At 43.2% G+C, this 26,057-nt stretch carries 26 protein-coding genes and 1 riboswitch; of the genes, 7 read left to right on the top strand and 19 right to left on the bottom strand.

Going from position 1 to position 26,057, the window contains the following annotated elements:
• Positions 1–111 precede the first annotated feature (111 nt).
• Positions 112–1,104 (bottom strand): phosphotransferase enzyme family protein, encoded by a 993-nt coding sequence (locus FS736_RS02010; RefSeq protein WP_144474681.1) that lies wholly within the window; start codon positions 1,102–1,104, stop codon positions 112–114.
• 142 nt (positions 1,105–1,246) lie between these two features.
• Here FS736_RS02010 and FS736_RS02005 point away from each other — a divergent pair, with 142 nt between their 5' ends.
• Positions 1,247–2,479, top strand: coding sequence for an MFS transporter (locus FS736_RS02005; RefSeq protein ID WP_144474680.1), 1,233 nt, complete (start codon positions 1,247–1,249; stop codon positions 2,477–2,479).
• Between the two features lie 113 nt (positions 2,480–2,592).
• Positions 2,593–2,787, top strand: coding sequence for a hypothetical protein (locus FS736_RS02000; protein WP_144474679.1), 195 nt, complete (start codon positions 2,593–2,595; stop codon positions 2,785–2,787).
• A 47-nt stretch (positions 2,788–2,834) separates the two neighbouring features.
• On the opposite strand, the gene FS736_RS01995 is transcribed toward FS736_RS02000, so the two are convergent.
• A complete protein-coding gene (locus FS736_RS01995) occupies positions 2,835–3,362 on the bottom strand; it encodes a hemerythrin domain-containing protein (protein ID WP_144474678.1) in 528 nt (175 codons plus the stop codon).
• A gap of 215 nt (positions 3,363–3,577) precedes the next feature.
• Here FS736_RS01995 and FS736_RS01990 point away from each other — a divergent pair, with 215 nt between their 5' ends.
• Complete coding sequence (locus tag FS736_RS01990; RefSeq protein WP_144474677.1) at positions 3,578–3,913, top strand: hypothetical protein; 336 nt, start codon at positions 3,578–3,580, stop codon at positions 3,911–3,913.
• Between the two features lie 264 nt (positions 3,914–4,177).
• Here the strand turns inward: FS736_RS01990 and FS736_RS01985 are convergent, their stop codons facing one another.
• The 10 genes from FS736_RS01985 to FS736_RS01940 form a co-directional block, all read right to left on the bottom strand.
• On the bottom strand, positions 4,178–4,462 hold the full coding sequence (locus tag FS736_RS01985; RefSeq protein WP_023615122.1) for a ferredoxin family protein: 285 nt from the start codon (positions 4,460–4,462) through the stop codon (positions 4,178–4,180).
• Positions 4,462–5,757 (bottom strand): FAD-dependent oxidoreductase, encoded by a 1,296-nt coding sequence (locus FS736_RS01980; RefSeq protein ID WP_144474676.1) that lies wholly within the window; start codon positions 5,755–5,757, stop codon positions 4,462–4,464. The genes FS736_RS01985 and FS736_RS01980 overlap by 1 nt, the downstream gene beginning before the upstream one ends.
• The gene (locus FS736_RS01975) at positions 5,750–6,775 is read right to left on the bottom strand and encodes an electron transfer flavoprotein subunit alpha/FixB family protein (RefSeq protein ID WP_144474675.1); all 1,026 of its coding nucleotides are present in this window, start codon (positions 6,773–6,775) and stop codon (positions 5,750–5,752) included. The genes FS736_RS01980 and FS736_RS01975 overlap by 8 nt, the downstream gene beginning before the upstream one ends.
• 27 nt (positions 6,776–6,802) lie before the next feature.
• Entirely contained in the window at positions 6,803–7,630 is an 828-nt protein-coding gene (locus FS736_RS01970) for an electron transfer flavoprotein subunit beta/FixA family protein (protein WP_144474674.1), read from the bottom strand.
• A 668-nt stretch (positions 7,631–8,298) separates the two neighbouring features.
• A complete protein-coding gene (locus FS736_RS01965; RefSeq protein ID WP_251542262.1) occupies positions 8,299–8,544 on the bottom strand; it encodes an aspartyl-phosphate phosphatase Spo0E family protein in 246 nt (81 codons plus the stop codon).
• 152 nt (positions 8,545–8,696) lie between these two features.
• Complete coding sequence (locus FS736_RS01960; protein ID WP_144474673.1) at positions 8,697–9,236, bottom strand: 1,2-dihydroxy-3-keto-5-methylthiopentene dioxygenase; 540 nt, start codon at positions 9,234–9,236, stop codon at positions 8,697–8,699.
• Positions 9,237–9,287: 51 nt separating this feature from the next.
• On the bottom strand, positions 9,288–9,923 hold the full coding sequence (locus tag FS736_RS01955) for a methylthioribulose 1-phosphate dehydratase (RefSeq protein ID WP_144474672.1): 636 nt from the start codon (positions 9,921–9,923) through the stop codon (positions 9,288–9,290).
• Positions 9,920–10,582, bottom strand: coding sequence for a 2-hydroxy-3-keto-5-methylthiopentenyl-1-phosphate phosphatase (locus tag FS736_RS01950; RefSeq protein WP_144474671.1), 663 nt, complete (start codon positions 10,580–10,582; stop codon positions 9,920–9,922). Before FS736_RS01950 ends, FS736_RS01955 begins: the two co-directional genes overlap by 4 nt.
• Complete coding sequence (mtnW, locus tag FS736_RS01945; RefSeq protein ID WP_144474670.1) at positions 10,579–11,802, bottom strand: 2,3-diketo-5-methylthiopentyl-1-phosphate enolase; 1,224 nt, start codon at positions 11,800–11,802, stop codon at positions 10,579–10,581. The genes FS736_RS01950 and mtnW overlap by 4 nt, the downstream gene beginning before the upstream one ends.
• Positions 11,803–12,249: 447 nt before the next feature.
• Positions 12,250–12,357: riboswitch (SAM riboswitch) on the bottom strand.
• Between the two features lie 62 nt (positions 12,358–12,419).
• The gene (locus FS736_RS01940; protein ID WP_144474669.1) at positions 12,420–13,616 is read right to left on the bottom strand and encodes a pyridoxal phosphate-dependent aminotransferase; all 1,197 of its coding nucleotides are present in this window, start codon (positions 13,614–13,616) and stop codon (positions 12,420–12,422) included.
• A gap of 125 nt (positions 13,617–13,741) precedes the next feature.
• On the opposite strand from FS736_RS01940, the gene FS736_RS01935 reads away from it, so the two are divergent.
• Positions 13,742–14,524, top strand: a complete 783-nt coding sequence (locus FS736_RS01935) for a carbon-nitrogen family hydrolase (RefSeq protein WP_144474668.1) — start codon at positions 13,742–13,744, stop codon at positions 14,522–14,524.
• Positions 14,525–14,593: 69 nt separating this feature from the next.
• On the opposite strand, the gene FS736_RS01930 is transcribed toward FS736_RS01935, so the two are convergent.
• The 4 genes from FS736_RS01930 to FS736_RS01915 form a co-directional block, all read right to left on the bottom strand.
• Positions 14,594–15,178, bottom strand: a complete 585-nt coding sequence (locus tag FS736_RS01930) for a DUF2087 domain-containing protein (protein WP_144474667.1) — start codon at positions 15,176–15,178, stop codon at positions 14,594–14,596.
• A gap of 216 nt (positions 15,179–15,394) precedes the next feature.
• Positions 15,395–16,972, bottom strand: coding sequence for a PAS domain-containing sensor histidine kinase (locus tag FS736_RS01925; RefSeq protein WP_251542275.1), 1,578 nt, complete (start codon positions 16,970–16,972; stop codon positions 15,395–15,397).
• A gap of 155 nt (positions 16,973–17,127) precedes the next feature.
• A complete protein-coding gene (locus FS736_RS01920) occupies positions 17,128–19,422 on the bottom strand; it encodes a thiamine pyrophosphate-dependent enzyme (protein ID WP_144474665.1) in 2,295 nt (764 codons plus the stop codon).
• Entirely contained in the window at positions 19,422–20,435 is a 1,014-nt protein-coding gene (locus FS736_RS01915) for a 2-oxoacid:acceptor oxidoreductase family protein (RefSeq protein ID WP_144474664.1), read from the bottom strand. Before FS736_RS01915 ends, FS736_RS01920 begins: the two co-directional genes overlap by 1 nt.
• Before the next feature lie 345 nt (positions 20,436–20,780).
• On the opposite strand from FS736_RS01915, the gene FS736_RS01910 reads away from it, so the two are divergent.
• Together FS736_RS01910 and FS736_RS01905 are read left to right on the top strand one after the other, a co-directional pair.
• Positions 20,781–21,824, top strand: a complete 1,044-nt coding sequence (locus FS736_RS01910) for an acyltransferase family protein (RefSeq protein ID WP_144474663.1) — start codon at positions 20,781–20,783, stop codon at positions 21,822–21,824.
• A 137-nt stretch (positions 21,825–21,961) separates the two neighbouring features.
• Positions 21,962–23,722: a B12-binding domain-containing radical SAM protein gene (locus FS736_RS01905; protein WP_144474662.1), complete on the top strand. Its 1,761-nt coding sequence runs from the start codon at positions 21,962–21,964 to the stop codon at positions 23,720–23,722.
• 15 nt (positions 23,723–23,737) lie between these two features.
• Here the strand turns inward: FS736_RS01905 and FS736_RS24110 are convergent, their stop codons facing one another.
• Together FS736_RS24110 and FS736_RS24105 are read right to left on the bottom strand one after the other, a co-directional pair.
• On the bottom strand, positions 23,738–23,884 hold the full coding sequence (locus tag FS736_RS24110) for a hypothetical protein (RefSeq protein WP_222125049.1): 147 nt from the start codon (positions 23,882–23,884) through the stop codon (positions 23,738–23,740).
• On the bottom strand, positions 23,881–24,042 hold the full coding sequence (locus FS736_RS24105) for a hypothetical protein (RefSeq protein ID WP_186326636.1): 162 nt from the start codon (positions 24,040–24,042) through the stop codon (positions 23,881–23,883). Before FS736_RS24105 ends, FS736_RS24110 begins: the two co-directional genes overlap by 4 nt.
• 136 nt (positions 24,043–24,178) lie before the next feature.
• Between FS736_RS24105 and FS736_RS01900 the strand changes: the two genes are divergently transcribed.
• Positions 24,179–24,526, top strand: coding sequence for a DUF3905 domain-containing protein (locus FS736_RS01900; protein ID WP_144474661.1), 348 nt, complete (start codon positions 24,179–24,181; stop codon positions 24,524–24,526).
• Positions 24,527–24,558: 32 nt separating this feature from the next.
• Here the strand turns inward: FS736_RS01900 and FS736_RS01895 are convergent, their stop codons facing one another.
• Positions 24,559–25,914, bottom strand: a complete 1,356-nt coding sequence (locus tag FS736_RS01895; protein WP_144474660.1) for a TrkH family potassium uptake protein — start codon at positions 25,912–25,914, stop codon at positions 24,559–24,561.
• Positions 25,915–26,057 lie beyond the last annotated feature (143 nt).

The following is a 26,057-nucleotide window of genomic DNA, read 5'->3' as shown; positions in this document are numbered from 1 at the left end:
AATTTCTCTCTTTCAAGTGCCATCCCACATCAGGCATAGGTACCCGATCAACAACAGAAAACACCAGCAGTGGTTGCTCTGGTGTTTTTTGTGCAGTCTTCTTCATCTTCATCAGCCGATATTCACAATTGGGACTTTATATTTAATTCTTTCGGCGATCTCATCCATCATTGCCAGCAATTTATCATCTCTGTCTACAGGAGCGATTTTCTTATGCAAGACCGCATACAGGACAACATCCCTAAGCATCAGGAACAATGGAACATGTTCTTTCCATCCTTCGGGGAGTTGATTCCCTTTCTGGTACCCATTGATGAATGAGTCCAGAAACAATTGCCCAAAGCGCTGGCGTTCCTCTTTTTCACTGGCTGGAATTCGATAAAGCAAGGAATAATACAAAGGAATTGCGATATCCGATGCAAACCAGTGGTAACTGGCATCATCAAAATCAAAAACATGGACCTCTTCCCCATCATAAAAGAAATTGCCAGAATGAATATCCGTGTGGATGATTCCAAAATTATCGATTTTTTTCGGGAGAGATGAAATAGCCGATATCACTTCTTTTGCATTCTCGACCAGCTCCTGCTCTTCAGCAGGATAATACTTTTCAACCTGGAGGAGGTCATCTTCATCCCAGCTGCTGCGTTTTTTGATGCCTTCGGATGGCTGGTAGTTCTTTGTTGCTCTGTGCATCCTTCCAGTTACCTCTCCCCACTTTTCAAATAGTTTATCACTGAATTGCTCTGATCGGACAGAGACAGCCTTTCCTCTTGCTTTTGCGAATAAGCATCCGTAAAAAATGCTGCCATCCTCCGCTGCTGCTTCTTCAACCAGACTTCCGCCTAACGAAGGAAAAACTTCTGGAACAGACAGGCCTTCACAGTATAAATGTTTCATCCAGTCGAGCTCGGATAAAATCTCATCCTTACAGCGATGGGTACTATGAGTGATTCGCATGATATATGGATGGCCAGCCCTATACGTTTCAAATACATAATTCTCGAAATCCCCAAGCTTCTTTACTTCAGGCTCTAAACCAAAACGCTCCAGAAAATCATTCAACACTTCCCCTGTCATCTGTAAATTCACTGTCTGTTCCATGAATCGGTCTCTCCTTTGAATAATCTGTATTTTCTCAAATTATATTAGACCATATTTTTTAATAGAAAAGCTATTCTTATCTGGTGACTTTTTTTGTAAAATGATATGTAGGAAACCGAAATAAATTTTAAAGGAGAAAAACATGAGCCAAACAGCAGCTGCTGTCAGAGCAAAAACGCAAGATCAAAATGTGACAGCCTATAAAATACTTTTTATCATCGGATTAGTACATTTATTGAACGATTCTATCCAGTCCGTCATTCCGGCGATGTTCCCTATACTCGAAAAATCGATGGGCCTTTCTTTTACCCAGCTAGGGATGATCGCCTTTTCCTTGAATATCGTTTCTTCCATTCTTCAGCCTTTGATTGGGATGGCAACCGATAAAAAGCCGATGCCGTTTGCCCTTCCGCTCGGCCTTACCTCTACAATGTTCGGTGTTCTCGGCCTGGCTTTCGCATCAAGTTTCGAGTTAGTCATTCTCTCTGTTTTATTCATCGGACTTGGTTCAGCTGTCTTCCATCCTGAAGGCTCGAGGGTTGCCTATATGGCAGCAGGACCGCGCAGGGGGCTGGCACAGTCCATTTATCAGGTTGGCGGAAATTCCGGGCAGGCACTAGCTCCGCTCATAACTGCGCTGATACTAGTTCCGCTAGGCCAGGTTGGAGCTGTTTGGTTTACGCTTGTCGCTGCCATAGCCGTAGGTTTGCTTATCTATATTGCGACATGGTACAACCGTAAATTGAACTTTGAAAAGATTGCAGCCAAAACCAGACAAGCCACAACTAAAATCAATAAAGGCATTTCTAGAAATATCAAGATGGCTCTAGTCCTGATTTTATTTTTAATCTTTGCAAGGTCCTGGTATATTTCTGGCATGACGAATTTCTATGCTTTTTATGCGATTGACAAATATGGACTTTCGATTAAGGAGGCACAACTATTCCTGTTCGCTTTTCTGGTTGCAGGTGCGTTTGGAACATTCTTTGGCGGCCCGCTCGCTGATCGTTTTGGAAAGAAGAAAATCATTTTCCTTTCCATGATCGCGACTGCTCCTATGTCGGCAATCATCCCATATATGCCACTTTCTGTTGCAGTCATCCTCTTGACCATCAGCGGCTTTATCCTGATGTCGAGCTTTTCCGTTACGGTCGTATATGCCCAGGAACTGGTTCCTGGCAAAATTGGTACGATGGCCGGACTGACAGTAGGATTGGCATTCGGTATGGGTGCTATTGGGTCTGTCGGCCTTGGATATCTCGCTGACATGATCGGGCTTCCAATGATGATTATCTGCGTCGGCTTCCTTCCCCTGCTGGGAATCCTGACGATGTTCCTTCCGACAGATCAACAATTGGCAGAATGGAACCAGTAAATCGCCACACCGGTCTGATCGGCAATTAAAATTTTCCAACTGCATTTTTTACGTTTAGGCATGCCCCTGTTAAGGAAAAAAAGGTAGTAAGGATATATTGAAGGGAGATTATCATGTCTAAATTTAAGATTAATTATTTTTTTGAAAAAGATTTTGCCGTTTCACGACCAATCGAAGTGGAAAACATTTCTGAAGCCATCCAGGATGCCAAAGACCAGGAAGGCATGATTGAATACACCGGTGAAGATGATGTTTTTTATAAATTCGATACAAAAGACATTAAGCTGGTGACAATCACAAAGGCTTAATTGTAAAGGTAAAGGGTGAAGCAATCGCAGCTTCACCCTTTTTATTTTTATTTGATTAACTTAATGCGCTGAGCCAATTCTTGCTTTTCTTCTTTGCTGAACATATTTTCTGCCATAGGGAACAGGATGCTCTCTTCCTTTGAGAAATGGCTCACCAAAGTGTAGTTCGCATTTTTGATCAGTTGCGCATTGTCGATCATCTGCTCTGCTGTTAGTCCCGTTCCATCCTTTGTGTTATGAAGGAAAGTTCCGATAAACCGTTTTGCCTGATCATGTTCATATTCCATCACCGCTATTGGTCCCATTTCCCTGCCGATATAAGCAGCCATCATCTCAAACAAAACGCCCTCTTCCCGCTCTGAATGAGGCTCCAGTTCAGCGAGGAATTCGACGACCAGCTCCTTCAGCTTTAAAAAGTTCTCCTCTATTTCCATACCTTCCTCAACTTTTCGTGAAAGATCCAAAAGGTCCGCAAGCTTTTCCAATAATGGCGGGTGTTCACTTTTTAACTGTTGAAGACCTTCACTTAATGTAAAACTAGAATCCTGGTTTAAACCGCTTATACAGCCAGTCATGTTAACCTGCCTCCTATACATTTTATACCTTCATTATAAAAACCAGTGATCTCACAAGTTGTGATAGGAATCACAATTAGCATTATACGAGTGTAAATGTGAAGGAAATATGACACTTCGTTAAAATTTCTAAAAATTTTAACAATTAACCTTCAAATATCTAGATACCTTACATATAATGAAGTTATAGCTAATGTAAAAGGAGTGAATGTAGATTGCAGAACTCTTTATATCGCGATTTTTATGGTAAATCACTTGTCCCCGCGGGGCTTAGTGACCAGAAATCCTTCCTTGGCATCCAGCCTGACCTGTTTCATACACATTTAATGATCGGATTGCAGGGTCATCAGGAAGAAGAAAAAGATTTTTTCCATTGGAGTGTTGCCATTTATAAATCAGACTCTTCCGGAATCTATGATGCCAGCAAACCCGTATATGCTTCGGAAAAGTTTGATCGGTTTGATGATGCCATGTTTGAAGCGCGGAAATTAGAAAAAGAAATCCGCAACGATGAACTTCACTTGATGCGTCATCAAGAAAAAATCAGCTGATCTCCCCTCTAAATCTTTACCTCCTTTAGCTTCACTCTTTTTTGTACCCACTTGTGAATTAACTTACATATGATGAATATAGAACATTTCTATAAGATTGATTTTGTAAACTGGTATCCCTCCCCCTATTGAATGACAATACCAATACTTTGATTACCAATATTCCTTTCTCTTCTTCAAAGTTCCCTAAGTACCCAAGCCAAATAAAAAAGCAAAAAGCTGGCGACCATGAAAGTTCAATCGCCAGCTTTTACTTATTCTATATCACGCGAGCCTGAATACGATTCCGTGGCCGCCTTTTGGATATTCCCATTTGATGTTCTGGTACGGGCAGCCGATCCGGCAGCTGCCGCATTCATGGCAGCCTTCATAGCCTACCTGCATCCTTTTTCCTTCCCATTTATAAACCTCAGCCGGGCAGAATACGGTGCAAAGTTTATCAGGGCACTGTGTCATGCAGACGTCATGGTCAAGTACGGTAAGATGCGATTTCGTGTCACACTTAAACCTTAAAAGAAATTGTTTTTCCTCGATGTTTGTTGTTGACATTATTTCACCGCCTTCCAGGCACGATAGATATCTTGCATTACCTTAAAGGTTCCTTTTTCGGCCGTTACACTTCGCATGATTTCTTTTTGCTTCTCTCTCTTTGGTGTCCCATCCACTGTAAAGAATTTGCTCATCGCTTTGTTCATCATTGGCAGATATTCCTTGAAATATTGCGGGTATGTCTCGAAGGTATGTGCCGCATCCTTATACTTTTCAAGGTCTTTAATGATGAAACTTCCAAATAATGCTTCCTTATAGCGATTCAGGCTGCGCTCACTGAAGTCGCCATCTTTCTTGGCCTCAACGATCGCTTCTGCAGCCATTTGTCCCGAAGCCATCGCCATATTGGAACCCTCACGGTGAATTGCATTGACAAGCTGGGCAGCATCCCCTACGACAAGCACCCCGTTTCCGGCAACTCTCGGAACAGAATGGAATCCACCCTCAGGAATCAAGTGGGCGAGATATTCCGCCGATTCTCCTCCCTCCAGATATGGACGGACCATTGGATGCTTTTTCAGATAATCCAGCAGCTCATATGGCTTAAGCTTTGCTTTGATCATACTTGAAAGTGTCGTTCCTACCCCGATATTCAAGCTTTCTTTGTTCGTATAAAGGAAGGCAGTGCCCAGATTGCCTTGTGTAGAATCCCCGAAAATCTCAATAGTCGTTCCATGATTTCCTTCAAGATTGAAGCGTTCATTGATTTTGTCCTTCGGAAGATTGATGACTTCCATCACCGTCAGGGCCACCTCGTCAGGCCGGAATTCCCTATGGAAGCCCAGCTGCTTGGAAAGCAGGGAATTAACCCCGTCTGCCAGCACGACAACATCTGCAAACACTTCTCCATCTGGACGATCGGTCCTTACGCCTATCACTTTACCGTTTTCAACGATACATTCCGTAACAACTGTTTCATTTATCAATAATACCCCTTGTTCGACAGCTTTCTGTGCGAACCATTGGTCAAAATGTGCCCGCAGTACTGTAAAGTTATTATATGGTTCGACCGCCCATTCGAGACCTTTGTAACCAAACTGGACAACTGATTCTTTATCCATCATCCAGAACCGCTGTTCAACGACTGGTCTTTCCAGCGGTGCTTCCTTCCAGAACTCGGGAATGATGTCTTCCATCTGTTTACGGTAAAGAACTCCTCCCATAACGTTCTTTGAGCCTGGATATTCCCCACGTTCAATCAACAATGTTTTCAATCCGTTTTTTGCACAGTTGTAGGCACATGATGTTCCAGCAGGGCCGGCTCCTACGACGATTACATCAAATTTTTCAGACATAGCTCATTTCCCCGCCCTTCTCTTTGCTGAGCTCTTTGAACTGTTTGATCAGCTTTGGAATAATTTCCAATGCATCACCCACTATGCCGTATGTGGCGACATCGAAAATCGGTGCATTCGGGTCTTTGTTGATTGCGATGATCAATTCGGAGTTTTTCATGCCCTCCACATGCTGGATCGCTCCAGATATCCCGATTGCAAAGTAAATTTTTGGTGTGACGGTCTCTCCCGTCTGCCCGACCTGCTGTTCATGCTTAAGCCAGCCTGCTTCAACAACATCCCTTGTTCCTCCGACGCTTGCGCCGATGACTTCGGCCAGTTCATGAATCAGCTGGAATCCCTGGATATCGCCCATTCCTTTTCCACCTGCCACGATGACATGAGCTTCCGCCAGGCTTGCCTTTTTTGTTACGTCCTTCACAATTTTAAGCACTTTTGTGCGCATATCCTCTTCCCTAAGCTCCAGCTCTTCCTCAATGATGACTCCCTTTCGGCCTGTATCAGCTTCCAGGGCCTTCATGACTTTCGGTCTTACGGTCGCCATTTGCGGCCGGTGTTTTTTGCAAAGGATCGTGGCCATGATATTTCCGCCAAATGCCGGACGGCTTGCCTCGAGCAGCCTTTTCTCCACATCAACGTCAAGCATTGTCGTATCTGCAGTCAACCCTGTGCTTAAATCAGTTGCAACCGCACTGGCCAGGTCCTTTCCATTTGGTGTCGCACCATAAAGGAAAATCTCGGGTTTATATTTTTCTGCGAGTATACAAACACCTTTCATAAACGACTCAGTCCGGTAATCTTTCAGGACTGGATGATCGACCACATATACCTGGTCTGCCCCAGCATAAATCACTTCGTTTGCCAAAGGCATAACACCTTCGCCGAGCATCACACCAGCAAGCGGAACCTCCAGCTTGTCTGCAAGCTTTCTGCCGGCACCCAGTAATTCCAGCGAAACACCTTCGATTTTTCCGTCATTTACTTCAATGAATACCCAGACTCCCTGGTTTTCTTGCATCCTTTTATTCCCCCTTCAAATTCGGAATCAAGAGTTGGCTGTATTTAATTTCAATAAATCTTTTCGTTCCAGCAAGACTCCCATCAGCTGTTCTACTTGAGAATCTGGGTTTCCTTCCAATCTTTTTCCGCCTTCCAGTTTGGGAGGGCTGAACATCTTGCCAACGATGGTTGGAGATCCCTTTAAGCCAAGCTGTGTTTTATCCACATTCTCTAGGTCATTCACTGACCATATTACAGGTGCATAGCGTGCAGCCTTGATCATGTTCGGCATTGGTGCATATTCGATGTCATTGATCTCTTTTTCAACTGTCAGCAAACAAGGAAGCTGCGATTGAAGTACCTCATAACCATCGAGTTGCTTCCGTTTGATATGAACATATTTTTCATCCTTATTAACCTCTGAAACTTCTATAACATTTGTGATTGGCGGTATATCAAGACGACGGGCGATACCCGGTCCTACTTGTCCTGTGTCGCCATCAATTGCGTGCTTTCCGCAAATGACAAGGTCAATCGGGTTATTCTTTGAAATTTTTTCGAGCGCTTTGGAAAGAGCATAGCTTGTAGCCAGTGTATCCGCACCAGCGAACGCTCTGTCAGAGATCAAGTAGCCCTGGTCTGCGCCAATTTCAACGCTTTTCTTGATGACTGCAACTGCCTGTGGCGGTCCCATGGACAAAACAGAAATCGTTCCACCTGTTTTATCCCTGATTTTGACCGCTTCCTGAACAGCATGGGCATCATAAGGATTCAATATCGCAGGTGCACTCCTTCTGTCCAGAGTATTCGTCTTGGGATTGATTTTAATGATCTTAGTATCGGGCACTTGCTTGACACATACGACAATGTGCATACTCTCTTTTCCCCTCCTTGGATTGAAAAACTATTAAATTGTAAGCGGTTACTTTTGGCTGTTTTCCTATATAGGCCGTTCTTCTTGAAAGAGAGGGACAATATAAGGTCCATCACTCTTCTGTATCGTCAATCGTGAATAGAAAGAACGAGTACTTCAGAAAACAACTATTTATAAACGGCCATGTTGACAGATTTCTTCTCTCTATGAGGAAACATCCTTTCAAGGCCTTATAAAAATAAAATGCTTTGTAGTACGATATATGAATCGCATTACAAGCATAGTACCAACAATTAAAAAAGTGAAAAACAAAGATGATATTGATAGTAAAATTTGAGGTTGAAAAAACTTGGATGAGCATCGATCATTGAACCAAATCGATAAAATGGTAATCCGCTGAAATCAACATGATGTTGGGGTAAATTGAATTTGATGATATAAACCTTTCTATGTTAAAAATATATAAAATAAGCTTATAAAAATATGATAAAAATCACACAAAGTCATATTATCGTGAAATTTTGAGCAAATTGTTACATATTTTTGGTTCTGTCAATGTTATTAGTGGATTTCCTTGAACGGAGATATACTTAGATGCTTATAAGGGGGGAATTGCCTAAATATAATAGCCACCGCCATGGGCCAGCGGTGGCTTTTAATCTGAACATTTAAGCATGTGACAAAATATATTGTTTCTTGGTAAGCAAGATTATCTGTCTGAAGAGGATTTTTGTTTTTTGCCGTTGCACTTCTGTCTCCTTGCACAATGCCTGATATTCATAAATCAAGGTGTCAAGTTCCTGGCTGTGTCGCACTGTTTCATTACTTGTATATCCAGTTTCCAGTGCAGCAGTGATCATCAATTCCCGGACGCGATCAATTTCTTTCAATAAAGCATTTTGCGTTTGATACACTTCTAAAATCTCCTCTACTACTTTAATTGCTTAATAAAATAAATAGATTACTTGAAGAATTATTGCAAATGCTTTGATGAATGTAAATAGAATCGCAAAATAAGACAATTTTCATTCCCGAAATTTTTTTCTTCGACAAAGTTTGCGACTTCTTATTGTGACTGGCTTACTTTATCATTTTCGTAAATCGGCACCCAGCCCTCAGTGGTAACGAAAATCCTGACTGCTACCACCTGGCGGTCTTCCTGAAGCGTAAAGTAGTGGCGGATATTTTCAGGAACAGAGATTAAATCCCCCGGATTCAGGAATACTTCAAAGAATTCACCGTCTTTTCCCTGTATAACGAATACACCATGCCCGCTGACAATGAACCTTACTTCATCATCTGTATGGTGGTGCTCCTGCTTGAAATTCGCAAGCAGCTGGTCAAGATTTGGTGTATGATCTGACAGCGAAATGACATCCTGTGCTTTATAACCGCGACGCGCTGAAATATCATCGATTTCAGCCTTGAATACATCAAGGATCTGCTGCTTTTCTTCATCAGATAACAGGAATTTTTCCTGAAGGCTGGCTGGAAGCTTATTGATCTCCCATTTTTCATAAATGACTTCCTGTGAATTCAGGAATGCTTCTACCTGTTGTTCCTCAATGATTCTTTCCTGTGTGTTCTGCTTAACAATGTATGCCATCTGAATCTCTCCTTTATTTAAGTCGCTTTGTAAATAATTTTAATAATTCATTTAAACTACTTTGAACAGCTGGAATGGTTTATGCTCGAGCAGTCTCAATTGATAACGGAACAAAAACTCCGTCGCTTCGAGGATTTTCTTGGCTTCGAAGGCACTTCTGCCCCAGACGGTAACACCATGATTGCGAATCAGAACGGCTCCAGTATCCCCTTTTACGTGTTCGGAAAATGCCTTAGCAAGCGTTGGGATATGAGCATAATTTGGAATAATGGGAATTTTGAGAACAGCATCTTCCTCCCAAAGATCAAATGCCTTAATCAATTCTTGTCCTTTGAATTGAACCTCCCCCCTGTCACCATACACCTCGGAAATCACATTATTGTCAATGGTATGGACATGCAGGCTGCAGCCTGCATTGGTCTTCTTATAGACCTCCACATGAAGGAGGGTTTCAGCAGAAGGCTTTAAGTGTGTTTCCTCTGCCGGCCGACCATATTGGTCAACAAGTAAGAAGTCCTCATCCGTCCGCTTCCGCTTATCTTTCCCGCTTGCTGTCACAAGGAATTGCACCGGGTCGCTCTCCACTTTAATCGCCAGGTTCCCGCTTGTTCCCATGAACCAATCCCGCTCTGCTAATTCGGCTTTCACATCAGCCAGCTCTTCCCATTTTGATTCTAAAATGCTCATCCTCTCACCCCTGTCTGAATTTTAAGAGCTTCAATACAATCATGGAATGTCTCAAAAGGTGTATATGGAATCTTCCATTCTTCGCATTTATCTTTTAAATAATCTCTCGCAAACACATAATCTGCCTGTTTGGCTGCTTCGAGGTCGGTCACGGAATCACCGATGACGATTTTATAGATTCCGTCCTGATCCAGATTCCTCATGATGGTTGGCTTACAACAACCGCAATCATTTGAACATTGATCATCACAGCTGTTTGGCCATTCAATTTTTATTGATTCACCTGAGAAATCTGAGCCATTGCAAAAAATGCCTTCAATCGGCCCGAATGATTTGATGATCGGTTCAATGAAAAAGTCAATCCCGCCGCTGACAATATAGACAGGAATCCCCTCCTCTCTCGCAAAATCAAGGAAATCCTGGAACCCGGGACGAATTCTCGCATTTTTCAAGGCAAACTCTATTATTTCCTCCTTCAGGCTGACTGGAAGGAGGGAGAACATTTTCCCGACTCCTTCCCTGATGGAAATCGTACGATTCAGCACTCCTTCCTTCAGTTCTTCCCACCCATCTGGAGCAAACCGGTTCATGATGGCTATAATGTTATCCTTTTCGGTCACTGTACCATCAAAGTCACAGAAAATGACTGGGTGGCTCATTTTGCCACCGCCTTAGACAAACCCCAAAGTTCGATTGCTGCCCTCAACTCATTGAATTCATGAGCACCTTCCTCGAGCGTTTTACCTTTAAGCACTGTGTCGATCGCCTGCCTGAAAGCTTTTCCGCCTCCCTTTGCTCCCCCGGGATGTCCATGAACACCGCCGCCAGCATTGATGATCGAATCCAGTCCGAAATCCTCGATAAGAAGGGGAACCATTCCCGGATGGATACCAGCGGATGGGACAGGGAATGTTCTCTTGAATTGGTCCTCGGCAGTCAATGCCTCAGCGATCGAAAGAGCCTGCTGTTTTTCAAGGGCGACACTGCCATAAGGAGATGGAAACAGCGAGAAATCTGCACCAGCATAGCGTAGAAGCTTCCCGAGCAGCAAAGAATGGGAAAAACCATATTCATCCGCTGCTGTAAACGCACCGCTTACCGCGGGATGCGCCATGATCGGAATGCCAATCTCATCATCTTCCCTTAGCTCCTGCAGTACATCAAGTCCGTAGGCAAAAACATTGAACAGCAATGCGTCCGCTCCCAACTCAGCTGCTTTTCTCGCCTTGTCTTTCAGCTGGGTCGTTCTGCCCGTCAGATTGGCAGCATAAAGCGTTCTGTGACCGGTAGTTTGATAGACTTCTTCAAGGACCTGTTTTCCTGACATGATTCGCTTTTCAAAAGGAGCAAGCTCATTGTCAAACAATATTTCGTCATCCTTGATCAGGTCGACTCCGCCAAGACTTTGTTCTTTTAATTGTTTTAACAGGAATGGAAGGTCGCGGCCGATCACTCCTTTGAAGATACTCATCAGCAATGGCCTGTCATAAACACCCAGCTTATTGCGAATTCCTTCAATCCCGAAGCGGGGACCTGGAAAAGTTTTTTTCAATTGATCTCCGAATTCGAGATCGACCAGCTTTATTTTTCCGTCGAGCGATAGCTTGCCAAAAACCGTTGTAAGAATTGCCGGCAGGTCTGGAGAAAAATTGATAGCCGGATAAGCGACCTTAATGGTCGCCACGGTATCAGAATTTGCGTCCAGGCCACTGCCTTCAACCGAAACCACTCTTCCCTTATGCTTTTTTAATTGTTTTTGGTCCAATTCCGGCAAATCTGTCCAGGATCCCACTGTCAAACCAAGTGCTATTCCCTCTGCTTTTTTCTCTGGATTATGCTTAGCGTCATGGACTATGTAAGTTGCTGTAATTTCACTCATGAAAATCAATTCCTTTCAGTTAGAAAATCGATAGCGCCTTATCCAGCCCCGACAAGCGCTGGAGGGCCAGGCAGTGAAGCCGTTCTTTGAATTCATTGCGCAGGACCGAAATCGAAAAGTATAGTTGACTGCCCAGAAACGCAGAAACTGGAGACTCCGATAAAGAAGCGCTTTTTGCTTCTGCCGGCGGAGTTGAAGTTTCGGAGTTTCCAGGAGGCGACACTAGATAACTCGAAAAGCGGAGGCGACTGCCCAACTCCGACAAGCGTTGGAGGGCCTGACAGTGAAGTCGTTCTTTGACTTCATTGACAGGACCGAAACGTCTCGAGGAGTTAGGAGCCGCAGCTAGCCAAGCGTCTCAAGGGCGGGGCACTGGAGCCAATCAAATTGTAAAAAACATTAAAAAAACCTCTTCACAAAGAAGAGGTTAGGACGTTCACTAAACTCTTCTTATCTTTCAGCTTTCGCTGCAAGAATTAGCACCGTGCCCAGCATTATGCTGGATCGGTTGCCGGGCTTCATCGGGCTCGTCCCTCCGCCTGCTCTTGATAAGAAAATAATTTAATTAAGTTATTTAATTGGTTAAAGTGAATTTATTAATTAGGATTATGTCAGGTTCACAAATCATTGTCAATATCTTTTTTGAAAATTCCTAAGCTTTCGATTCTGCTGACTGCTTCCTTCAATCTCTTTTCAGAAGTGAGCAAGCCTACCCGAACATAGCCTTCACCATAGTCGCCAAACCCAATTCCAGGTGCAACGGCAATATGGGCTTTTTCCAGAAGAAAGTCAGCAAAATCAACGGATGAGGTAAATCCTTCGGGTATCTTAAGCCAGGCAAAAAAAGACCCTTTGGGTGCAGTGACCTTCCAGCCAATACCGGTCAAACCGTCAATGAGTATGTTTCTTCTTGATTCATACAAGTCATTCAATTCTGCTACACATTCCTGTGATCCAAGCAACGCTTCGGCCGCAGCCTCCTGGATCGCACCAAACAAACTGACGTACATATGGTCCTGGAGTAAATTAATTGCAGCAATCACACTCTTGTTGCCAGCTGCAAAACCCACTCGCCATCCGGCCATATTATACGTCTTCGATAAAGTATAAATCTCGATGCCTATATCCTTGGAACCCTTTGACTGCAGAAAGCTATATGGGCGTTTTCCGTCAAAGCCAACCGCCCCATAAGCAAAATCGTGGACAACACATATATTATGTTTTTGTGCAAGATCGATTGTCTGGTCAAAGAATGCTTGATCCGCAATCGCTCCAGTGGGATTATTAGGATAATTCAAGAACATCAATTTCGCCTGGGCGAGTTCTTCGGAGCCTAACTCGGTGTAGTCAGGAAGGAAGCCATTTTCTTCTCTCAGCGGCATTTTTATCATTTCTGCCCTTGCCAGCTCGACTCCTGACCAGTAGTCAGGATAGCCAGGATCTGGAACAAGGATCGAGTCTCCAGGGTTCAACAAGCATTGAGGAATTTCGACCAGTCCAGCCTTGCCGCCAAACAAGATGGCAATTTCCTCTTCAGGATCAAGATCGACGCCATATTCCCTTTTATAAAACTCAGCTGCCGCTTCTTTTAAATACCGAAATCCACGGAATGGTGAATACTTATGGTTCAGAGGATTTTCGGCAGCTGTTTTTAATGTGTCCACAATATGTTCCGGGGTAGGCTGGTCAGGATTCCCCTGTCCGAGATTGATGACATCAGCCCCTTTTTCGGTATATGTGCCCACCTTTTGCACGAGCGAAGCAAAAAACTGTCTGGGCAGGCTTTTCAATAACTCAGATTGTTCGAACTCCATTCTCTCACCTGCTTAATTATTTATAAATTTTAAATTTTTTAATTTGAAATTCTAGTCACAAATGATATAACGTAAATAGTAACTTGTAAAGATATAATTTTCAGAAACTATGGCGGTGACTTTATATGAAATTCAAGATTGCATGCTTGCAGATGGATATAGCATTCGGAAACCCTGAAAAAAACTACGCTGCTGCATCCCTTATGATTGACCGGGCAAGTTCTCATAATCCAGATGTCATGGTCCTTCCTGAACTATGGACAACCGGATACGATCTGGCCAATTTGGATGGCACAGCCGAAGAAGAAGCACAGAAGGCCAGAGTTTTTTTCCATGAAGCAGCTGTGAAGCACCAAACCCATTTTATTGGCGGTTCCGTTGCCAACAAAACAGAAGCTGGCATTGAAAATACAATGCTCATTTATAACAAGAATGGTAATTTTGCCGGAAAATACAGTAAGCTTCACCTGTTCCAGCTTATGGATGAGCACTTATACCTCGCTGCTGGGAAAGAAAAAGGCTTGTTCTCTTTGGACGGACATAATTTCGCCGGGCTGATTTGCTATGACATCCGCTTCCCGGAATGGGTGCGTGCCCATGCCCTTCAGGATGTTGAAGCACTCTTCATTGTCGCAGAATGGCCTATCCAGCGGCTTGAACACTGGCGCGCTTTGCTTATTGCCCGTGCCATTGAAAACCAATGTTTTGTCATTGCCTGCAACCGCGCCGGAGCGGATCCTAACAATACATTTGCGGGCCATTCAATGATCATCGGTCCCTGGGGTGACGTGATCGCTGAAGGCGGGGAAGGCGAGGAGATCCTGTTCGCAGAAATCGATCTTGATCAGGTTAAAGAGGCGAGGAGCAAAATCCCTATTTTTGCAGACAGGCGGCCTGAACTGTATTAATGCATATATCCAGCAAAAAAACCGCCTGGGAAAAGCCCTGTGGCGGTTTTTTTGAATGAGATAGGACCATCACTCTGGTTGTGCCCACATCTCTTCCGGATTCAGTTCGTAAATCCCATTTTCGCGATACATATAGTGATTGATGATGAATTCACGCCTGATTGTAGCATAGTCCTCGTGAAACTTTTTAATATATTCGTTCAACTCTTTTTCCGGGTATTTTTTACCCGCTTTTAAACCACGGATCATGTATTCAAAAATCATCAGCCTTTTCTTCCGCTGGGCCGGAATATTTTTTAATTTACCGTCTTTTGTCATGAAATTCTCAATGACCTTCTGCCTTTCGATATTCTGATCGAGCAATGCTTCCACCTCCTCTTCCTTTTTCATGATTAACTTGCCAAGTGACTTGGTCTGCTGCTTGATGACCGACTCGTTCAAATGGAAATAGATTGTGTTCTTATCCCTGCGCTCAATGATGACATTGACATCACGCAGTTTTTTTATATGATGTGTGATTGTGGGCGGCGTGAGGCCTAATTTGCCAGCGATCGCCTGGCCATGAAGCGGCCCGCGGGCCAGCAGCGCAACAATTCTTATCCTTGTAGGGTCGCCCATTGCTTTATGAAAAGCGACAATTCTATCCAGCTGAATGATAATCCCTCCATTATTTCATGATCATCTAATTAGGTATACATCTAATATATAGCATCTTCCGTTATTTGAAAAGCTCTTTTCATTTTCACTTATTTCACATTGCTCATTATGGTTTAAACAGAGTGATTTCCTTCCAAAACTTGCGAAGCCCTATCTTGATAAAATTTCTAGAGACTGTCGCTCAACAAGATCAAAAAAACGCCTGATTATCATTCAATCAGGCGTTCCTTCAGTGATTGGCAAATACAGATGGAAAGTAGTTCCGTGTCCCAGTTCGCTTTCTACTTCAATCGTTCCTCCATGTTCTTCAATAATTTTGAAACTAACCATTAGTCCCAGGCCAGTTCCTCTTTCTTTTGTTGTGTAAAATGGTTCCCCAAGCTTCTCAATTTTATCAGCAGGGATTCCCTCTCCCTCATCCTTGATTGAAATATGTATCTTGTTCCCTGGTGCCTTGCTGATTTCAATATATACGAATCCGCCTTTTGGCATGACTTCAATGGCATTTTTTATGATATTGATAAATACTTTTTTCAACTGATTCGGTTCACAAAAGAGATTGGGTAAACTGTCGTCATAAATCGTCCTGAATTGAACGTCATGGAGGACTGCCTGTGCTGTCAGAAGGTCAACGGTCTCCTTCATTATTTTCGAAATATCTTCTTTGACATACTTGATGGCCTGCGGCTTTGCAAGGATGAGGAACTCATTTATGATCGAGTCTATCCTCTGGAGTTCTGATTTGATCACCTGGAAATAAAGGGAATACTTATCACCCGAGCTGTTCTCAAGAAGCTGGATGAATCCTTTGAGCGCAGTCATTGGATTCCGGATTTCATGAGCTATCCCAGCTGCCAGCTCCCCTAATATATTCAAAGTGTCGGATTTTCGGAGCTGTGCTTCCATTTCGACTTTTTCAGTGATATTCCTGAAGATAATCAAATTCAGGGTGTCGACCAGATGCCGTTTGACCGTGTATTCAAAATGCTTCAACCTGCCATCTTCATATGGGATGGTAATCCTTCCATCCAGCCTTCCTTTTCGCATCAGTTCTTCAATCTTGTCATCAATCAGGGCTTCGGATAATCCAAGGCTAAGGAAAAGTTTCCTGAAATTTTCTTCTTCCAGGTCTTCTGGCTTCAATCCAAGCTTCGCCATGCCGGAAGGGTTGATTTCATAGTGTTTGCAATTTTCATCCCAGAGAATCATGCCCTCGATTGACCCCTCAAAGATTTTCCTGAACCTCTCTTCGCTCTTGCGTATTTCCTGTTCCATTCGGAATCGATCACTTGCATCCCGCACAATCGTCATATGGTACCCGTCACCAGCATTTAGCTTGACGGTAAATTCAAGAAGCCGTTTCTCCCCGCTTGGCAGCAAGAAGAACGCTTCCTCACGCAGCGCGCCTTTTTCTTTGATGATTTTTTTCATTTCGCTATATTTCTCATCTTTTTGATAAATAAAATCCGAGATTTTATGTTTCACTAATTCATCCAGAGTAAGGCCAAAAATTTTGCAGGTCGCTTGATTTGCTGCAATGATCTGTCCAGATGTCCCCCAAAACACAATGCCGTCAAGCGCTTCGCGGAATAAGCTTTTTAATAAGCCTCCGTCATCGAGAAATCTTTCATCTAAATTTGTTTGGCTGGCATCTGGTTCCACATCGAATGAACAATCAGCGGCTGCTTGCTGGTCTTTTACCATCTCTTTTAAAAAGGAATTTTCTTTTTCTAAAGCGGCTATTTTTCCCTTCAGTGCCTTAATATCATCCCGTCCATTAGCACTACTCACCAGAAAGCCTCCTTGTCGGATTCCCATTTTTCTAGTAAATTCTACATTGATGTTGAAAATCCCTTTAATTTCGTGATTATTTCCTGCTTATTTACAAGACTTTTTGGCAGACACTGTTGAAAAAAAAAGCCGGGAATCCCCGGCTTCTTAAATTCTTATAAATATTCGTTTTCGTGCTTTGCCTTAAGGCGCTGCCATCTTTTTTCAACTTCTTCTTCGAATTCAACAAGCATGTCTTTGTTTTCTTCTTTTAACAAATGCTTTGTTTTTCCCATATATTTTAGCCAGTCTGACAGATGGATTTTCTTGTTTTTCGCTTCAGGGTCATATGTTATATTCGTGATTCCCTGCTCCACTTCATAAAGCGGGAAGAAGTTGGAATTGACTGCTGCTTCAACGATCGTCTGTCCATAGCGATCTTCTGACTTCCAGTTAAGCGGACAAGTGATCAGAAGCTTGCCATACACAGTTCCAACATTCTGGGCATACCATTGTGCCTTCGCTGCCTTTTTCAAAAGATCCTGAGGGAATGCCTCTGTACCCGTGAAGACATAAGGTATATTGGTTGAAGCCATGATTTGTGCAGTATCCTTATGGTGGAACGCCTTTCCTTTTTGGGCCTTTCCTACATTCGATGTGCTGGTCATATGGCCAAATGGAGTGGAATATGAAAGCTGCGAACCTGTATTCATATATCCCTCGTTATCATATTCAAGCATGATCAGTTTATGGCCGCGCAGCGCTGTTCCGATTGCCGATCCCATACCGATGTCCATGCCGCCATCTCCGGTTACCATAACAAATGTGGCATCTGCTGACACTTCGATTTCACCGCGGCGCTTCAATTCAAGGAATGCCTCCAGTGTCCCTGACAGTGTTGCTGCCCCGTTCTGGAACAGATTATGGATCGTCGTCTGTTTATGGGATGTGTGAGGATATGCTGTTGTAACAACATACGCACAGCCCGTCTGGAACAGGATGACAAGATCTCCTTCTATGCCTTTGAAGAACATTTCAAGTCCGCCAAAAATACCGCAGCCAGGACATGCACCATGGCCTGAGGCAATCCGTTTTGGCTTTGAAGTCAGCGCCCTTAATGGCGGAATTTTAACATTCAGTTTGTTTTTCTCTTCATCCCTAGTTACCTGGATGAGTCCTGATTTATACACATCACCATGCTGAGGTTCAATGACAGTCTTCAATGTTTTATCGGGTTCGCCAGGAATATGTCCGTAGTAGTCGAAAGGTTTTTCGGCGTAGCCTTTTTCCATAGCATCCATCGCCAGAGCAAAAAATGCTTCAGCATCATCTGCATAAAAGTCCTTGCCGCCCAAGCCGAACACCCTGCTCTGGACGATGGTTCCATTGTTCCTGTCTTCCTGAAGCGCGGACTTGATTTCGTGCGTCAGGTTCGGGCCATGTCCGCCGTAAGAATCTGCTCTTTCCCCAACAAGAAGGGATTTCACATTCTTTAAAGCTTCCCTGATTTCCTGAGCAGGGAATGGACGGATAATGTTAGGGCTAATGACGCCTGCCTTGATTCCTTGCTCCCTCAGTCTGTCTACAACATCCTTGGCAGATTCTGCAGCTGAGTTCAAAAGAAACAGCGCTACTTCCGCATCCTCCATTTTATAGAGATCGAGAATGTCATAATTGCGGCCTGACAGTTTTGCATACTCTGCAGCCACTTCCTTATAAACATCTTTCGCTCTGTATATTGCTTCTGATTGCTGGAAGTGGTTGTTGATCAAGTCGTCGCCATTCATGTGCGCACCAATCGTCAACGGCTTCTTAGGATCTCGCGCGAAATTGTATTCAGTCGGTGCCTCTCCAACAAATTTTTGGACGACTGCACGATCCTTGAAATAATTCACTTTCCGCTTTTGATGTGATGTGAAGAAGCCATCATAGGCAACCATCACCGGCAGGCGGACATCGGAATGCTCAGCTATTTTCAGCGCCATGATATTCATATCATAAACCGCCTGAGGCGTTCTCGCTGTCAGGATCACCCACCCGGTATTCAAGGCAAAATACAAATCTGAATGGTCGCCGCGAATATCAAGCGGACCGCTGATTGAGCGTGTGACCAGGTTCAGTACCATCGGATACCGTGTGCCGGATTGGACCGGAAGCTGTTCAAGCATGTACATCAATCCATTCGCGCTTGTTGCGTTGAACACGCGCGCTCCCGTTGCAGCAGCTCCATAGCAGATTCCCGCGGAACCATGCTCGCCATCAGCAGGGATCAACTTGATATCATGCTCTCCCCTTGCTTTCATCATGTCCAGATACTGGGCGACTTCTGTTGAAGGGGTGATTGGAAAATAGCCCATGATATGATAATTGATCTGAGCTGCAGCCATTGCCGCCATTTCATTTCCCGATTCAAAAGTGGCCACCTGCTCTGCTGTGCTCATTGCTTTTATGTTCTCTTCAAGAATGGACATTAAGAAACCCCTCCAGTCACATAAGGATAGTTTTGTTTTACTTGATTTTCCTCAGCATAGCCGATCATTTCCCTCAGTTCGCTTAATGCTGATGTAGGACATGCCTCGACACATTTCAGGCATCCTTTGCAATATTGGTAGTCGATTCCCTTCAGGAACATTTGCTTTCTGCCGCGCTTATCTTCGCCTTCTTCCCAGACAAAGCAATAATCAGGACATGCAGTGTCACATGCCGCGCAGTTGATACAGTCTGCCTGGTTGAATTGCGGCACGAATCCCTGTCTGGAACCGCTTAAATCTTTGAGAATGCTGTTTGCCTGGGCAGTAATGACTCCGCCAAGACCCTGTGTTTCATAGCCTAGCAGCGGTATTGGACGCTTGAAATCTTTGCCCTGTGCTCCTTCTTCAAGTTCGTATGTCTTGAATTGGACCTCATTATAGCCCCTTTCGAATGTTCGAATGTTTGGTTCTACCAAATGAGGATATTTCTTTTCGAAAGTTTTACGGATTACATGTTTCATTGCTTCAGGATCAAGAAAGTCAATAATGCGGTACAAAGCTCCAAGCATCGCAGTATTCACCTTCGTTTTTTCCTCGACGGCAATCGAAAGTGCATCGACAATCGCGAGTGTTCCATATTCGAGCTGAAGGTCTTGTTTGATATCATCAAAATCCCTTGTTGAGTTAACGAGCAGGATTCCATCCGGGCGCAAGCCGCTGACAACGTCAACCGTTTTGTAAAGCGCTTCATGGAAGACACCAACAACATGCGGCTCTTCTATCGGACTATGGACCCTGATTTCAGTATCTGGATCACAGAACCGGACAAAACTTTTTACCGGCGAGCCTTTTTTCTCGGAACCATATGAAGAAAAGTTGGAACCATTCAGCCCAAGACCAAGAACTCCTGCTTCGGCAAGCATCTTTCCGGCAAGGTTGGCGCCAAGCCCCCCAATCGATTCAAGCCTTATCTCATAAAACCCTAATTCATTCTTCTTCGGTAAGATAGACATAATCTCCCTCCCCAATTTTGTTGTTAAGGTAATTGAATGTGAACATTCCCCACTTTTAATTTTATAGATAACAAGATCATTAAGCTGTGACATATATCAAACATTTGAATTTTTTTATTAGAACACACCCAAAAATTATTCACTTAATCCGTATGCTATAATGGATTCCTTTTATATAACAGAAATGAAATTGTATTAATACAGCACTTAACCCTGATTCAGGAAACGATTCCTGAACCAGGAACCAGTTCCTTAATTTTGAGCAAATAGCCTGGTTTGTCTTTATCCTGAAAAGGGTAAATATAGGTGAGTATTTTTTGGGGGTCTCTAATTAAGGGAGGAAATATGAAGAAGCGAGATTACTACTTTGACAATGCCAAGTTCATCTTGATTTTTTTCGTCGTATTTGGCCATCTTTTGCGCTCGTTCATTGAAGACAATGAAATGATCTACAATATTTATAAAGTCATATATACATTCCATATGCCAGCCTTCATCCTGGTTTCAGGCTTTTTTGCAAGAGGCTTCAACAAAAAGGGTTATGTAATGAAAATAGCCAAGAAATTGATTCTGCCATATTTCATTTTCCAGCTCATCTATTCAATTTTTTACTATTTTCTATACAGCAAATCGACCTTTACGATCGATCCGCTGAATCCGCACTGGTCATTATGGTTCTTGATCAGCCTGTTCTGCTGGAACCTTATGTTGATTGGTTTTGCAAAGCTTAGCGCACCTACAGGTCTTTTGATTGCTTTTGGCTTGGGGCTCGGCGTAGGCTATGTTGACTGGATATCCAATTATTTGAGTCTCTCCAGGACATTCGTATACTTTCCATTGTTCCTGCTCGGATACCATTTAACGAAGGACCATATTAAAACATTGACAAGGCCATCGTTTAAAATTGGCGCGCTCATTTCATTCACAGTCGTTTTTTTAGGATTCTACTTCAATCCGGATATTGACTATAAATGGCTTCTTGGATCAAAGCCCTATTCTATGATGGAAGCTGCATCGATTTCAAGCATGTTTACTCGCTTAAGCTTTTACCTGTTAAGTCTGCTGATGGTATTTAGCTTCTTGACAATCGTGCCTAAAAAGCAATATTTCTTTACTGATCTTGGGAAAAATACACTTTATGTGTATTTACTGCATGGTTTTTTTGTCCGAGTTTTCCGCGAAAGTGAGGTCCAGGACTTTTTCCACAGTCCCGAACGTTTTATCCTGCTCGCATTCATCGCCCTGGTGCTGACTCTCTTGCTGTCAAGCAAATATGCGGCCGCATTCGCCCAGCCGCTAATCGAGTTCAAGACATCAAGAATCAACCGCCTTAAAACCAGGATTGGAGCCATCGTCCGCTTTTATCGCAGAAAAATGTTGAGCCAGTAGATATGACTAGAAAAAGAGCCATTCATCGAGAATGGCTCTTTCCTTTTCTTCAACAGGATTCAGCCTGTCTTTTTTGTCTAAACTGAGCTATAATTGGAAGTTGACTTGTTGTGGATTTTTATAAAGGAGATTTTAAAATGAATATCGTCTTAACAACGCTAAACGCGAAGTATATACACACGAACCTTGCCATCAGATATCTTAAAGCATATGCTCAGCCGGAATATGATGCGACCATTGCTGAATATACAATAAAGGATCCCGTAATCAATATAGTGTCAGATCTGATCCAAAAGAAACCTGATGTAATTGGTTTCAGCTGCTATATTTGGAACATCGAAGAAACCATTAAAGTCATTAAAATGATCAAGAAAATCAATCCGGACATCCTAATTGTCGTGGGAGGCCCGGAGGTTACCTATGATGTCCTGGAATGGATGGAAAAAGTGCCTGATTTTGACGTGATTGTCATAGGTGAGGGTGAACAGACATTAAAGCAGCTTCTGGCAGGTTTTTCAAACGGACGTGACTTTTCAGAAGTACATGGCATCGCCTACCGGAATGAAGGAGGCATCCAGCTGAACCCTCAGCGCAATAAGCTTGACTTAAAAGACCTCCCCTCTCCCTATCGCTTCGAAGAGGATGCTGACCATCTTTCAAAAAGGGTAACTTATGTTGAAACAAGCCGCGGCTGTCCATTCAGCTGCCAATTTTGCCTCTCATCCATTGAAGTCGGTGTCCGTTACTTTGATAGGGAGAAGATTAAGGATGATATCCGCTATTTAATGGCAAATGGTGCGAAGACCATTAAGTTCGTGGACAGGACTTTCAATATTAGCCGGAGTTACGCAATGGAAATGTTCCGTTTCCTCATTGACGAGCATCTCCCTGGTACGGTGTTCCAATTCGAAATCACTGCCGACATCATGCGGCCCGAGGTGATCGCTTTCCTGAACGAGGAGGCACCTGCCGGCTTGTTCCGCTTTGAGATTGGGGTCCAGTCAACGAATGATTATACAAATGAACTGGTCATGAGAAAACAAAATTTCGATAAACTGAAACGGACTGTCACCATGGTCAAGGAAGGCGGCAAGATCGACCAGCACCTTGATTTGATTGCAGGTTTACCTGAAGAGGATTATCATTCCTTCAAAAAAACCTTCAATGATGTATTTGCGATGAGACCGGAAGAATTGCAGCTTGGATTCCTGAAGATGCTCAGAGGGACTGGATTAAGGCTGAGAGCCGCAGACCATGATTATGTCTATATGGACCATTCGCCATATGAAATCCTCGGGAATAATGTACTTGATTTTAATGACATCATTAAGATCAAACAGGTTGAGGATGTGCTTGAGAAGTATTGGAATGACCACAGGATGGATAATACAGTCGAATTCCTGGTTACAAAGGTTTTTCCATCCCCATTCGATTTCTTCCAGGAATTCGGCTCATACTGGGAAACAAAAGGATGGTCGAGGATTGGCCACCAGCTTGAGGACTTATTTAAAAGACTTTACCAGTTCCTGCAGGAAAAAGGTGTGGAGCACATTGAGCAGATTGTCAGCTTGATGAAATACGACTATCTCGCCAGCATGAAATACAAGCCCCGAAAGCCATGGTGGGAGCTGTCATCTGATAAGAAGCAGCGATCTGATTTATATAGAGAAATCATTAAGAATCCTGGGGCCCTTGGCCAGGAGTTCATGAATTTGAAGCTTAATGAAAAGGATCTGTACAAACATACCCTGCTAGAAGATATCACAATCAATCTGGATTTACTGATCAAAGATGGAACAATAGAGGATTCACCGTCACATATCCTTGTCTATTTTGATTCCAAGTCAGAAAAACCTCAATTTTTTTCCATTAAAAAGGAAGATCTTAAGCCGGCTTGATTCAGCCGGCTTTCTTTATTTGCAGTCCTTTTCAGCTTTATGTTTCGCCTTTTTACCAGCAAACGGCTGTTCATAAAACTTTCCCGCATTAATATCGCCAAATTCCATGCCGAACTCAACGTTCAAAGGCTTCTGGTGACGCGCCTCATGCTTTTTCATCATGCTCTTCCTTTCCTGCCCTGCTTTGAATTCCTGTTCGCAAATTTCCCCGGATCTTCACCATGAGCAAATTCAGCAGAAAATTCACTTTCCTGAAGATTTTTCTTAGGCGTGTTTGTATATTTAGCCACTGCATTTCTTTCTGCCTTCCGTTTAGCCATTCTGAACACCTCCATCCTTTATTTTTTTCAATCGGTGATTTGCTATGTACAGTTTTGATTACCTTATTTTACAAACGGAACTGTCTTATAAAAAGCGGCATACAACAAAAGATAAACTCAAAAAGGAGGAGCAGAAATGGCGAAAAAAGATCCTGAGCTGAAACCAATGGATATTGAGGAAACATTGCCCCATCAAATCAACGCTCCAAGCTTCAAGGATACCGGGATAGAAATGAAAGCACCATTTAAGAATGAGCACGGTGTCATTATCGGAGACAGTCTTTACGCTTCTGAGGATTCACCGCTGGAAAATTGGTCGGATGAGACGGATCCGGCCGTCATGGCTGGCGACGAATGGGTCCATCCTACCAATGACATTGGCTGGAACACAGCAGAAAACAGGGAGCTTCTCGAGGAAAAGAGAAAACCACAGGGCTATCCATTCATGCATCCAACAAAAGATGTTAGCAAGGGACAAGATTAAAAAAATCCGGGAATTCTCCCGGATTTTTACATTTATCCAATAATCACACGTTCCTTAGGATAACCGATGCTTTCCTTGGTCGTTTTGCCGCCGATAATCAGCAGGAAGGAAATGACTCCTACTCTTCCGATGAACATCAGGATGATCAGAATCAATTTGCCGATATTTGAGAGATCAGGTGTGATTCCCATCGATAATCCTGTGGTCCCAAATGCTGATGCTACTTCAAAGATAATCGCCAGCAATTCATGGTCCTCTGTCACCATCATGATAATGACAGCAAGAAAACAAATCATGACTGCCATAATTGAAACAACCAGGGATTTGATAATATCATCCTGGTGCAGTTCCCTGTTGAAGATCTTGATTGCTCTTCTTCCTCGGGCAAAATGATAAAGGAACAAGAGGTTCAGTGCAAAAGTAGTCGTACGGATTCCACCGCCAACAGAGCTTGGTGAAGCACCTATAAACATCAGGGCTGCCATCAGGAATAGTGTCGGGTCTGTAAAATCATTGACATCCATAGTCGCCATACCGCCACTTCTTGTTGTCGCCGATTGAAAAAATGCATAAAAGAACGAATCAAGCCAAGACTTATCTGAGAAGAAATGGTTGAATTCCAGACCCCAAATAGCGATTGTTCCGAAAATCAAGAGAATGAGAAACGTCAGTGTAGTGATCTTCAGGAAAAGTGAAAAATGAAATGGTGTACTCTTTTTTCTCCTGAAAAGAAAACTTTTCAATTCTATCAGCACAGGGAAACCAATTGCCCCTAGTGTAATCAAGAGAATATTGATTATCACCACAAAATAATCCTGGGCGTACGGAATCAAAGAGGCTCCTGTAATATCGAAACCTGCATTGGTTGTAGCACTTACGGATGCAAACAAACCGTGGAGAAAAGCTTCCTGCCATGTTGGGAAGTATTGAAGAAAATACAACCCTAACAATAATGCACCGACTAACTCGATAATGACAATAATGACCAGAATATCCTTCAGCATTTTTACTAGTCCGGACATACTGGTCTGGTTCTGATCCATCATAATCAGCCTGCGTTCTTTCAAGCCAATTTTCTTCCTGATGATCAGCCAGAAAAAGGTGCCAAGCGCCATGACGCCTATACCGCCAAACTGCAGCACAAACATAAGGATAAAGATTCCTGTAACAGTGAAGGTGTCGTGAAGTATGACAACCGAAAGCCCTGTGACACTGACAGCACTTGCTGCAGTGAACAAAGCGTCCATAAAAGTCCATTTTGCACCGGGCTGTATGGCAACTGGCAAGCTCAATAGAATCATTGAGACAATTACCGCAATTAAATAATACGCCACAATGATTTGTGCCGGAGCTAATTTGTCTAATCTTCTTCTAATATTAGTCCACATGATTGAATCCTTTCTGGCCTAATTCATTATTATCTATGATAAAGAAAACCAATTGATTAATAAAGTGTTTTCTGCAGTTACCTTGATATTGTACATTTCCGGAAAACTTTATCCAAAATATTAAAAGTTACCATTCATGTTCT

The sequence above is a fragment of the Cytobacillus oceanisediminis 2691 genome (assembly GCF_007678455.1).
In the GTDB taxonomy this organism is placed as follows: domain Bacteria; phylum Bacillota; class Bacilli; order Bacillales; family Cytobacillaceae; genus Mesobacillus; species Mesobacillus oceanisediminis_A.
The sequence above is the reverse complement of the archived record's forward strand: the minus strand, read 5'-3'. Positions and strand labels throughout refer to the sequence as shown.

What these genes read in the sequence shown, in the direction of transcription:
- FS736_RS02010 (WP_144474681.1), bottom strand. Translation starts at nt 1,104, where the DNA reads ATGGAACAGACAGTGAATTTACAGATGACAGGGGAAGTGTTGAATGAT.
- FS736_RS02005 (WP_144474680.1), top strand. Translation starts at nt 1,247, where the DNA reads ATGAGCCAAACAGCAGCTGCTGTCAGAGCAAAAACGCAAGATCAAAAT.
- FS736_RS02000 (WP_144474679.1), top strand. Translation starts at nt 2,593, where the DNA reads ATGTCTAAATTTAAGATTAATTATTTTTTTGAAAAAGATTTTGCCGTT.
- FS736_RS01995 (WP_144474678.1), bottom strand. Translation starts at nt 3,362, where the DNA reads ATGACTGGCTGTATAAGCGGTTTAAACCAGGATTCTAGTTTTACATTA.
- FS736_RS01985 (WP_023615122.1), bottom strand. Translation starts at nt 4,462, where the DNA reads ATGTCAACAACAAACATCGAGGAAAAACAATTTCTTTTAAGGTTTAAG.
- FS736_RS01980 (WP_144474676.1), bottom strand. Translation starts at nt 5,757, where the DNA reads ATGTCTGAAAAATTTGATGTAATCGTCGTAGGAGCCGGCCCTGCTGGA.
- FS736_RS01975 (WP_144474675.1), bottom strand. Translation starts at nt 6,775, where the DNA reads ATGCAAGAAAACCAGGGAGTCTGGGTATTCATTGAAGTAAATGACGGA.
- FS736_RS01970 (WP_144474674.1), bottom strand. Translation starts at nt 7,630, where the DNA reads ATGCACATTGTCGTATGTGTCAAGCAAGTGCCCGATACTAAGATCATT.
- FS736_RS01960 (WP_144474673.1), bottom strand. Translation starts at nt 9,236, where the DNA reads ATGGCATACATTGTTAAGCAGAACACACAGGAAAGAATCATTGAGGAA.
- FS736_RS01955 (WP_144474672.1), bottom strand. Translation starts at nt 9,923, where the DNA reads ATGAGCATTTTAGAATCAAAATGGGAAGAGCTGGCTGATGTGAAAGCC.
- FS736_RS01950 (WP_144474671.1), bottom strand. Translation starts at nt 10,582, where the DNA reads ATGAGCCACCCAGTCATTTTCTGTGACTTTGATGGTACAGTGACCGAA.
- mtnW (WP_144474670.1), bottom strand. Translation starts at nt 11,802, where the DNA reads ATGAGTGAAATTACAGCAACTTACATAGTCCATGACGCTAAGCATAAT.
- FS736_RS01940 (WP_144474669.1), bottom strand. Translation starts at nt 13,616, where the DNA reads ATGGAGTTCGAACAATCTGAGTTATTGAAAAGCCTGCCCAGACAGTTT.
- FS736_RS01935 (WP_144474668.1), top strand. Translation starts at nt 13,742, where the DNA reads ATGAAATTCAAGATTGCATGCTTGCAGATGGATATAGCATTCGGAAAC.
- FS736_RS01920 (WP_144474665.1), bottom strand. Translation starts at nt 19,422, where the DNA reads ATGTCCATTCTTGAAGAGAACATAAAAGCAATGAGCACAGCAGAGCAG.
- FS736_RS01915 (WP_144474664.1), bottom strand. Translation starts at nt 20,435, where the DNA reads ATGTCTATCTTACCGAAGAAGAATGAATTAGGGTTTTATGAGATAAGG.
- FS736_RS01910 (WP_144474663.1), top strand. Translation starts at nt 20,781, where the DNA reads ATGAAGAAGCGAGATTACTACTTTGACAATGCCAAGTTCATCTTGATT.
- FS736_RS01905 (WP_144474662.1), top strand. Translation starts at nt 21,962, where the DNA reads ATGAATATCGTCTTAACAACGCTAAACGCGAAGTATATACACACGAAC.
- FS736_RS24110 (WP_222125049.1), bottom strand. Translation starts at nt 23,884, where the DNA reads ATGATGAAAAAGCATGAGGCGCGTCACCAGAAGCCTTTGAACGTTGAG.
- FS736_RS24105 (WP_186326636.1), bottom strand. Translation starts at nt 24,042, where the DNA reads ATGGCTAAACGGAAGGCAGAAAGAAATGCAGTGGCTAAATATACAAAC.
- FS736_RS01900 (WP_144474661.1), top strand. Translation starts at nt 24,179, where the DNA reads ATGGCGAAAAAAGATCCTGAGCTGAAACCAATGGATATTGAGGAAACA.
- FS736_RS01895 (WP_144474660.1), bottom strand. Translation starts at nt 25,914, where the DNA reads ATGTGGACTAATATTAGAAGAAGATTAGACAAATTAGCTCCGGCACAA.